The sequence below is a fragment of the Bordetella petrii genome (assembly GCF_020991325.1).
Classification (GTDB): domain Bacteria; phylum Pseudomonadota; class Gammaproteobacteria; order Burkholderiales; family Burkholderiaceae_B; genus Bordetella_A; species Bordetella_A petrii_E.
This window is the reverse complement of sequence record NZ_JAJMLX010000214.1, coordinates 1-8,225: the sequence shown is the minus strand read 5'-3', so window position 1 is coordinate 8,225 and position 8,225 is coordinate 1. Positions and strand designations below refer to the sequence as shown.

Here is an 8,225-nt window from a genome sequence, read left to right as displayed (position 1 = left end):
CACTGTCGGAGCAGGAGTCGGGCGAGTTGTGCGCCACGCTGCAAGACGGCCGGGAATTGAATCTGACACTGAGCCGCGCCCAGTTCGAGCAATTGGCCGCACCGCTGGTGCAGCGCACCCTGGACCGCGCGCGCGCCGCGCTGCGCGACGCCGGCCTGGCAGTGGCCGACGTGAATGGCGTGGTGATGGTGGGGGGCGCGACACGTATGCCAGTCATACGCCGCGCGGTGGGAGAGTTGTTCGGCACCGAGCCGCTGGTGAACCTGGACCCAGACCAAGTGGTGGCGCTGGGCGCCGCCTTGCAGGCCAATTTGCTGGCGGGCAACCGCATGCCGGGTGAAGACTGGCTGCTGCTGGACGTGATTCCCCTGTCGCTGGGCCTGGAAACCATGGGCGGCCTGGTGGAGCGCATCATTCCGCGCAACAGCACCATCCCCGTGGCCCGCGCCCAGGAGTTCACCACGTTCAAGGATGGCCAGGGGGCGATGAGTGTGCACGTGGTGCAAGGCGAGCGCGACCTGGTATCCGACTGCCGGTCGCTGGCCCGCTTCGAGTTGCGCGGCATTCCTCCCATGGTGGCGGGGGCCGCGCGCATCCGCGTGACCTTCCAGGTGGATGCCGACGGCCTGCTGAGCGTGACCGCGCAAGAGCAGAGCACCGGCGTCGAGGCGGCGGTATCGGTCAAGCCTTCCTACGGGCTGTCGGATGACGAAATCACCCGCATGCTGGCCGACAGCGTGGCCCAGGCGGACAGCGACGCCCAGGCCCGCATGCTGCGCGAGCAGCAGGTCGAGGCGCGGCAACTGGTGGAGTCCGTGCGCGCCGCGCTGGTCGCCGATGGCGACCTGCTCGATGCCGACGAACGCCGCCTGGTGGACGAACGCCTGGAGGCGGCCGCCGCTGCGCAGGATGCCGCCGATGTGGAAACGGTGCGCGCCGCCGTGCAGGGGCTTTCGGAAGCCACCGAAGACTTCGCGGCCCGCCGCATGGACCGCGGCATCCGCGCGGCCCTGGCCGGCCGTAAACTGGACGAAATCGCCTGATCGACTGCCTTTGACGTATGCCGAAACTGACTGTATTGCCTCACCCGGATGTCTGCCCCGAGGGCGCCGTGATCGAAGACGCGCCCAAGGGCACGTCCATCTGCCGCGTGCTGCTCGACAACCATATCGACATCGAGCATGCCTGCGAACTGTCGTGTGCCTGCACCACCTGTCATGTCATCGTGCGGGAGGGCTTCTCGTCTCTGGAGGACGCCACCGACGATGAGGAAGACCTGCTGGACAAGGCCTGGGGCCTGAGTTCCACATCCCGGCTTTCGTGCCAGGCGCTGGTGGCCGAGGCCGACCTGACGGTGGAAATTCCCAAGTACACCATCAACCACGCCAAAGAGGACCACTGATGAAATGGGTCGATACTTACGAAATCGCCGCCGCACTGGCCGATACCCACCCCGACGTGGATCCGAATACGGTGCGGTTTACCCAATTGCGCGAGTGGGTGCTTGCCTTGCCCGGCTTCAATGACGACCCGTCCCACAGCGGCGAGAAAATCCTGGAAGCCATCCAGATGGCCTGGATCGAAGAGGCGGCATAAACGATGGCCACCCCTGCCGGTTTGCGTTTTGGCCTGGCCGCCAATCGCCTGCATCACGAAACCCCGGATGCCGCGCTGTTCGCCTGGCTGCGGGCCAGCTCTCCGGCCATCCGCGAACTGGGCGTCCAGTTGCACACGGTGGGACGCACGCACGATGCCATTGTGCGAGAGGGCATGCTGCAGGGGTATGCCGGCCTGATCCGTTACCCCTACGGCCGCGAAGGCGGCCTGATGAAGCTGGTGGCGCGAGTGACCGAAGGCCGAGACGGCGATGCGCCTTTCGACGGAGCAATCTACCTGATCGATCCGGTCGACCCGTCTTCGATTTTTCCCGAGGCCCTGGCTCTGAAACGCCAGTGCATCACGCATGGCCGGCCTTTTATTTCCACCCTGGCGGGCGCCATCGAATGGATGGAAGTCGAGCGCCTGCATGCGGGCCTGCGGCCCGATCCGTCGACGGCGCGGTTGTTCGCGTTCGGCAGCCAGACACTGGCGCTGATTTCCCACGACGCGCTCAAGGACCAGATGGTGGCATTCGCGGCCGAGCATTTCGACCTGCTGTCCGGATTTGCGCGGCGCGTGGCCACGGGCACCACGGGGGCGCGCCTGAACGAACTGGCCTGGTCGCGGGGCTGGCCCACGGATCGCCCGTGGGTGCAGCGCTACCTGAGCGGGCCGCTGGGCGGCGATGCGCAAATCGCCGAACTGGTGCTGGAGCACCAGTGCCAGCGCGTGATTTTCTTTGAAGATCCGCATGTGGCGCGCCAGCACGAGGCCGACATCCAGTTGCTGGAACGCGCGGTGCGGGTCGTGACCGAATCGGCGGTGTGTGCCACTTCGCCTTCGGTGGCCCGGCGCTGGGCGCAGGCCATGGAGCGCCGGGGCGGTTGATTGCCGCGCGGCGGCGGATTCAGCGCGGCCGCTTCATCAGCGCGGCGATCGCGCAAATAATCGACAATACCAGCAGAACAGCGGCGATGCGCAGCAGGCCCGTGCCACCCAGCACGTCGCCGCCGCCGGTGACCGTGCCGGATATGCCGCCCAGCCACAGCAGGGCGCAGAACAGCGACAGCACGAACAGCAGCAGGGCCGCGCTGGACAGCAGCATCAGCATCAACCGGCCGGCGCGCGGCGGCGCCGGCTGCCGCGCGGGGCGCTTGGGCAGCACCACGTACAGCGCCAGGACGATGAAGGCCACGATGATCAACAGCTTGACGAGCATGGCGGCCGGCCCCGGTCAGTCTTCGCGCCGCAGGTGCGGAAAAAGGATGACGTCGCGGATGCTGGGACTGTCGGTCAGCAGCATGACCAGGCGGTCGATGCCGATGCCGCAACCCCCCGTGGGCGGCATGCCGTATTCCAGCGCGCGTATGTAGTCGGCGTCGAAGAACATGGCTTCTTCATCGCCCGCGTCCTTGGCCTCGACCTGGGCGCGGAAACGTTCGGCCTGGTCTTCGGGGTCGTTCAGTTCCGAGAAGCCGTTGGCGATTTCCCGGCCGGTCATGAACAGTTCGAAGCGTTCGGTGATGCCGGGGCGAGTGTCCGAGGCGCGCGCCAGGGGCGAGACTTCGATGGGGTAGTCGATGATGTAGGTGGGGTTCCAGAGCTGCGCTTCGGCGGTTTCTTCGAACAGCGCCAGTTGCAGCGCGCCCAGCCCCGCGCGCGCCAGCGTGGGGCTGTTGACGTCGGCGCCCAGCTTCTTCAGCTCGGCCCGCAAGAAGGCGGCATCGTCGAGCTGGTCCTGGGTATATCCCGTGGTGTATTTCAGGATGGCTTCGCAGATGGTCAGGCGGTCGAAGGGGCGGGACAGGTCCAGTTCGCGCTCTTGGTAGGTGAGCACGGCGCTACCGGTGGCGGCTATGGCGGCCTGCCGCAGTACGTGCTCGGTGAAGTCCATCAGCCAGCGGTAGTTCGCATAGGCTGCGTAGAACTCCATCATGGTGAATTCGGGGTTGTGCCGCGGGCTGACGCCTTCGTTGCGGAAGTTGCGGTTGATCTCGAATACGCGGTCGAAGCCGCCCACGACCAGGCGCTTCAGGTAGAGTTCGGGCGCGATGCGCAGGAACATTTCCATGTCCAGCGCATTGTGGTGCGTGACGAAGGGCTTGGCCGCCGCGCCGCCCGGAATGGGATGCAGCATGGGCGTTTCGACTTCCAGGAAGCCGGCATCCAGCATGACTTGCCGGATGCTGCCGACCGCTTTGCTGCGCGCTTCGAAGGTGCGCCGCGTGGCGTCGGTCATGATGAGGTCGACATAGCGCTGGCGATAGCGCAGTTCGGTATCGGCCACGCCGTGGAATTTGTCGGGCAGGGGCCGCAGCGACTTCGACAGCAGGCGCGCCGTGGCAGCGTGCACCGACAATTCGCCCTTGTTGGTCTTGAAGACCGAGCCTTCGATCGCGATGATGTCGCCGATATCCCATTGCTTGAACGCGGCGTAGGCTTCTTCGCCGAGCGTGCCGCGTTCGAGGTAGATCTGGATGCGGCCGCTGCCGTCCTGCAGGGTGGCGAAACTGGCCTTGCCCATCACCCGCTTGAGCATCATGCGTCCGGCCACCTTGACTTGCTTGCCCGCGGCGGCCAGGGCTTCCTGGTCTTGGTCGCCATATTGGCGATGCAGGTCGGCGGCGTGCGCATCCGGTACGAAATCGTTGGGATACGCGATGCCGGTTTCACGCAGTTTGGCCAGCTTGGCGCGCCGTTCGGCAATCAAGCGGTTTTCATCCTGGGCGGCCGGGGTGGGCGTGTGGTCGGTCATGGTGGATCAGTGGTAATTGCGGATGTCGTCGATTTCGGTGTTGCCGAAATCGTCGCGGTCGAGATAGGCCAGGATGTTTTCGGCCACCGCGGCGGGCGCCGCCAGTTTGCCGGTGGCGTGGAATTCCTGGAACTTGGCCAGCGCCGGAAAGCTGGCCGGATCGCTGGCGCGGATGGTTTCCTGCATGTCGGTATCGACTATGCCCGGCGCCAGGGCAACGGCGCGCACGCCGTCGGGGCCTTGTTCCTGCTTCAGCACGCGGGTGTACATGTCGAGCGCGGCCTTGGTGGCGCAGTACACGCCCCAGCCGGCATTGGGATTGCGGCCGGCGCCGGACGAAATATTCAGCACCCGGCGGTCGGCCTGCAACCCCTGGACCGCATCGATGAAGCGGGCGGTCAGCAGCATGACGGCTGATACGTTCAGATTGAATGCTGCGGCGATGGCCTGGCCGTCGGCCAGTTCGCCGGCGGCGGCCACCGGCTGCACCGTGCCCGCGTTATTGATGAGCAGATAGCGCCGCGCATCGCGGGGCAGGGCGGCCGCTATGCGCTCGGCGGCTTGCGCGGCGGCATGCAAGTCGGACAGGTCGACCTGGATCTGCTCGAGTTCGGCACCCTGGGCCTGGGCATGTTGCGCCAGGGCGGGGTCGGCCCGGCGGGCCAGGGTGATCAGCCGCGTGCCGGGCTTGGCCAGGCCGCGCGCCAGCGCGGCGCCTATGCCGCGCGAGGAGCCAGTCAGGATTGCGATCGTGTCGGTCATGCGCTTGCCTCTTCAGGGTAAGGGCGCCGGGGCGCCCGCGGGATCACACGCCTTGCTTCAGGCTGGCCTGGATGAAGGTGTCCAGATCGCCGTCGAGCACCTTCTGGGTATTGGAGATTTCCACGTTGGTGCGCAGGTCTTTGATGCGGCTTTGGTCGAGCACGTAGGAACGGATTTGATGGCCCCAGCCCACGTCGGTCTTGGAATCTTCGAGCTTCTGTTGTTCGGCCATGCGGTTGCGCATTTCCAGCTCGTAGAGCTTGGACTTCAGCATTTGCATGGCTTCGGCGCGGTTGCGGTGCTGGGACCGGTCGTTCTGGCACTGCACCACGATGCCGGTGGGTATGTGCGTGAGACGCACGGCCGAGTCGGTCTTGTTGATGTGCTGGCCGCCCGCGCCGCTGGCGCGGTAGGTGTCCACCCGCAAGTCCGCCGGGTTGACCTCGATTTCGAATGAGTCGTCGACCTCGGGGTAGACGAACACGCTGGCGAACGAGGTGTGGCGGCCACCGGAAGAGTCGAACGGGCTTTTGCGCACCAGGCGGTGCACGCCGGTTTCGGTGCGCAGATAGCCGAAGGCATATTCGCCTTCGAGCTTGATGGTGGCGGATTTGATCCCGGCCACTTCGCCTTCGGATTCTTCCAGCACTTCGGCCTTGAAGCCTTTGCGCTCGGCGTACTTCAGGTACTGGCGCAGCAGCATCGACGCCCAGTCTTGCGCCTCGGTGCCGCCGGCGCCGGCCTGGATGTCCAGGAAGCAGTTGAGCGGGTCGGCCGCGTTCGAGAACATGCGGCGGAATTCCAGCCCCTCGAGCTGTTGCTGGAAATTATCGGCGTCGCCCTCGATGGATTCCAGGGTGGCGTCGTCGTCGTCGGCCGCGGCCAGTTCGTACAGTTCCTGGGAATCGGCAATGCCCGAGCGCAGCCCGCCGAGGGTTTCGACCACTTCTTCCAGGGATTTTTTTTCACGGCCCAGGTCCTGGGCGTGCTTGGGGTCGTTCCAGACGGCCGGGTCTTCGAGCTCGGCGTTGACGACCTGCAGGCGTTCGGCCTTCAGATCGTAGTCAAAGATACCCCCGTAGCGCCTGCTCGCGCTCTGCGTAGTCGGCAAGGCGGGCGGCGAGCTGGTTCTGGCGTTCGGCTTCCATGGTGCTTCCTGATGGCTATTAGTGCGAAACCCAGCATTTTAGCGTGGATTATTCCGCGTGCTCGACGACCAGCTGGGCCGACACCATGCCATTCCAGACGTTGGGTTCCAGGCGGTAAGCCACCTGGACATGTTCGGGCAGCGACTGGTCGTGCCCGAACCAGATCGCGTCGAAGCGCTGGTGGCCGCGCTCCAGGGACAGCTTCAAGTGTTTTTCGCCCACCAGCCGCTGATTGCGCACGGTGAATTCGTCCAGGAAAAGCGGTGCGGCGAAGCCGGCGCCCCATACCTGCTGCTGCAGCAGCGTGGCGACTTCGGCGTTGGCGTAGCCCGATTCCAGCGATCCGTCGGTTTCCAGCAGCGGTTCGAATGAATGGCGGCCGGTGAGCTCGCGCACCGCCGCATCGAACGCCGGCCCGAAGGCGGGAAAGTCGTCGCGGCCCAGTGTCAGGCCAGCCGCCATGGCATGGCCGCCGAACTTGCGGATCAGGCCCGGGTGGCGTTTGGACACCAGGTCCAGCGCATCGCGCAGGTGCACATCGGGAATCGAGCGGCCCGAGCCGCGGATCTCGTCGTCGCCGGCCGGGGCGAACGCCAGAGTGGGGCGCCAGAATTTCTCTTTCAGGCGCGATGCCACCAGGCCCACTACGCCTTGGTGCCAGCCCGGGTCGAATACGCACACGGTGGCGCCGTCGGCCGAGCCCGCGGCTTCCATGGCCGCCATTGCCTGTTCCCGCATTTCCGCCTCGATGCCGCGCCGCTCGCGATTGATCTGGTCGAGCTGGCGGGCCATCTCCAGCGCCTGCGCTTCGTCGTCGGTAGTCAGGCAGGCGATGCCCAGGCTCATGTCCGCCAGGCGTCCCGCGGCATTGATGCGCGGGCCTACTGCAAAGCCCAGGTCGAAGCCGCAGGCGCTGCGGGGTTCGCGTGCGGCCACGGCGAACAGCGCGCGCAGGCCGGCCTGCATGCGGCCCGTGCGCATGCGCTGCAGGCCCTGCGTGACCAGCAGGCGGTTATTGCCGTCCAGCTTCACCACATCGGCCACGGTGCCCAGCGCCACCAGGTCGGCCAGCGCATCCAGGCGCGGGCCGCCGTCCGGCGCGTAGGTGCCGCGCCGGCGTAATTCGGCGCGCAGCGCCAGCATGAGGTAAAAGATCACGCCCACGCCGGCCAGGTTCTTGGACGGGAAACCGCAGCCGGGCTGGTTCGGGTTGACGATGGCCAGTGCGTCGGGAAGCGTGTCGCCGGGCAAATGGTGATCGGTAACCACCACGCCTATGCCGGCCGCGTTGGCAGCGGCCACGCCGTCGACGCTGGCGATGCCGTTGTCCACGGTGATGATCAGGTCGGGTTTGCCGGCGCGATGGGCGCAGGCCAGTTCCACCACGGCGGGCGACAGGCCGTAGCCGGTCTCGAACCGGTTGGGTACCAGGAAATCGACGTTCGCGCCGAAGGCCCGCAAGGCGCGCAGGCCGACGGCGCAGGCGGTGGCGCCGTCGCAGTCGTAGTCGGCCACGATCAGCAGGCGCTTGCCCTGGGCGATGGCGTCGGCCAGGATGGCAGCCGCGTGGTCGACGTGGGTCAGGCCCACCGGGGGCAGCATGGATGCCCAGGCCAGGCGCGTCTGGTCGGGATGGGTGACGCCGCGCGCGGCCCACAGCCGGGCCAACAGGGGGTGAATACCCGCGGCCTCCAGGATGCGGCGGGCTTCGGCGGCGATGGGGCGTACTGTCAGACGGGGCGAGACCACCAGGTATTCCAGTTTTTCTTGGGCGCGGGCAGCCAGGCCAGCAGGCGGCCGCGCGGTTGCAGGGTCAGGGTGGCGCGGCGGTCGGCCCCCAGCAGGATCAGTTGCACCGGCTGTGCCGGCAGGCCTCCGGCGGGTCTGCATGGCCTGCACTACGCGCGGACGGCTGGCCACTTTCTCCGACACCGCGCAGGCATCTTCCAGATCCAGGATGA

At 66.7% G+C, this 8,225-nt stretch carries 10 protein-coding genes; 4 read left to right on the top strand and 6 right to left on the bottom strand.

Features of this window, described 5'->3' with window-relative positions; translation table 11 throughout:
* From LPZ50_RS18375 to LPZ50_RS18360, 4 genes are all read left to right on the top strand, one after another.
* A partial coding sequence (locus LPZ50_RS18375; protein WP_230663398.1) for an Hsp70 family protein occupies positions 1-1,043 on the top strand: 1,043 nt, incomplete at its 5' end.
* Between the two features lie 17 nt (positions 1,044-1,060).
* Positions 1,061-1,402 carry an ISC system 2Fe-2S type ferredoxin gene (gene fdx / locus LPZ50_RS18370; protein ID WP_230663396.1) on the top strand — a complete coding sequence of 114 codons (342 nt, stop codon included), beginning with the start codon at positions 1,061-1,063 and terminating at the stop codon, positions 1,400-1,402.
* A complete protein-coding gene (gene iscX, locus LPZ50_RS18365; protein WP_230663394.1) occupies positions 1,402-1,596 on the top strand; it encodes a Fe-S cluster assembly protein IscX in 195 nt (64 codons plus the stop codon). The genes fdx and iscX overlap by 1 nt, the downstream gene beginning before the upstream one ends.
* 3 nt (positions 1,597-1,599) lie before the next feature.
* Positions 1,600-2,487, top strand: coding sequence for a methylglyoxal synthase (locus LPZ50_RS18360; protein WP_230663392.1), 888 nt, complete (start codon positions 1,600-1,602; stop codon positions 2,485-2,487).
* 19 nt (positions 2,488-2,506) lie between these two features.
* Here LPZ50_RS18360 and LPZ50_RS18355 read toward each other — a convergent pair whose 3' ends face one another.
* From LPZ50_RS18355 to LPZ50_RS25330, 6 genes are all read right to left on the bottom strand, one after another.
* Positions 2,507-2,818, bottom strand: coding sequence for a hypothetical protein (locus LPZ50_RS18355; RefSeq protein ID WP_230663390.1), 312 nt, complete (start codon positions 2,816-2,818; stop codon positions 2,507-2,509).
* A 15-nt stretch (positions 2,819-2,833) separates the two neighbouring features.
* Positions 2,834-4,354, bottom strand: coding sequence for a lysine--tRNA ligase (gene lysS, locus LPZ50_RS18350; RefSeq protein ID WP_230663388.1), 1,521 nt, complete (start codon positions 4,352-4,354; stop codon positions 2,834-2,836).
* 6 nt (positions 4,355-4,360) lie between these two features.
* Positions 4,361-5,116 carry an SDR family oxidoreductase gene (locus tag LPZ50_RS18345; RefSeq protein ID WP_230663386.1) on the bottom strand — a complete coding sequence of 252 codons (756 nt, stop codon included), beginning with the start codon at positions 5,114-5,116 and terminating at the stop codon, positions 4,361-4,363.
* A gap of 43 nt (positions 5,117-5,159) precedes the next feature.
* Positions 5,160-6,264, bottom strand: a protein-coding gene (gene prfB, locus LPZ50_RS18340) for a peptide chain release factor 2 (protein WP_230663383.1) whose coding sequence is annotated in 2 segments (ribosomal slippage) — positions 5,160-6,182 and positions 6,184-6,264 — 1,104 coding nt in all. Because the reading frame shifts where the segments join, the coding sequence is not laid out codon by codon here.
* Positions 6,265-6,312: 48 nt separating this feature from the next.
* Positions 6,313-8,013 carry a single-stranded-DNA-specific exonuclease RecJ gene (gene recJ / locus LPZ50_RS18335; protein ID WP_230663381.1) on the bottom strand — a complete coding sequence of 567 codons (1,701 nt, stop codon included), beginning with the start codon at positions 8,011-8,013 and terminating at the stop codon, positions 6,313-6,315.
* Complete coding sequence (locus LPZ50_RS25330; protein ID WP_268903481.1) at positions 7,995-8,120, bottom strand: hypothetical protein; 126 nt, start codon at positions 8,118-8,120, stop codon at positions 7,995-7,997. Before LPZ50_RS25330 ends, recJ begins: the two co-directional genes overlap by 19 nt.
* Positions 8,121-8,225: the final 105 nt, after the last annotated feature.

Bases quoted from the DNA above. Each gene is read 5' to 3' on its own strand.
- fdx (WP_230663396.1), top strand. From the start codon at position 1,061: ATGCCGAAACTGACTGTATTGCCTCACCCGGATGTCTGCCCCGAGGGC.
- iscX (WP_230663394.1), top strand. From the start codon at position 1,402: ATGAAATGGGTCGATACTTACGAAATCGCCGCCGCACTGGCCGATACC.
- LPZ50_RS18355 (WP_230663390.1), bottom strand. From the start codon at position 2,818: ATGCTCGTCAAGCTGTTGATCATCGTGGCCTTCATCGTCCTGGCGCTG.
- LPZ50_RS18360 (WP_230663392.1), top strand. From the start codon at position 1,600: ATGGCCACCCCTGCCGGTTTGCGTTTTGGCCTGGCCGCCAATCGCCTG.
- lysS (WP_230663388.1), bottom strand. From the start codon at position 4,354: ATGACCGACCACACGCCCACCCCGGCCGCCCAGGATGAAAACCGCTTG.
- LPZ50_RS18345 (WP_230663386.1), bottom strand. From the start codon at position 5,116: ATGACCGACACGATCGCAATCCTGACTGGCTCCTCGCGCGGCATAGGC.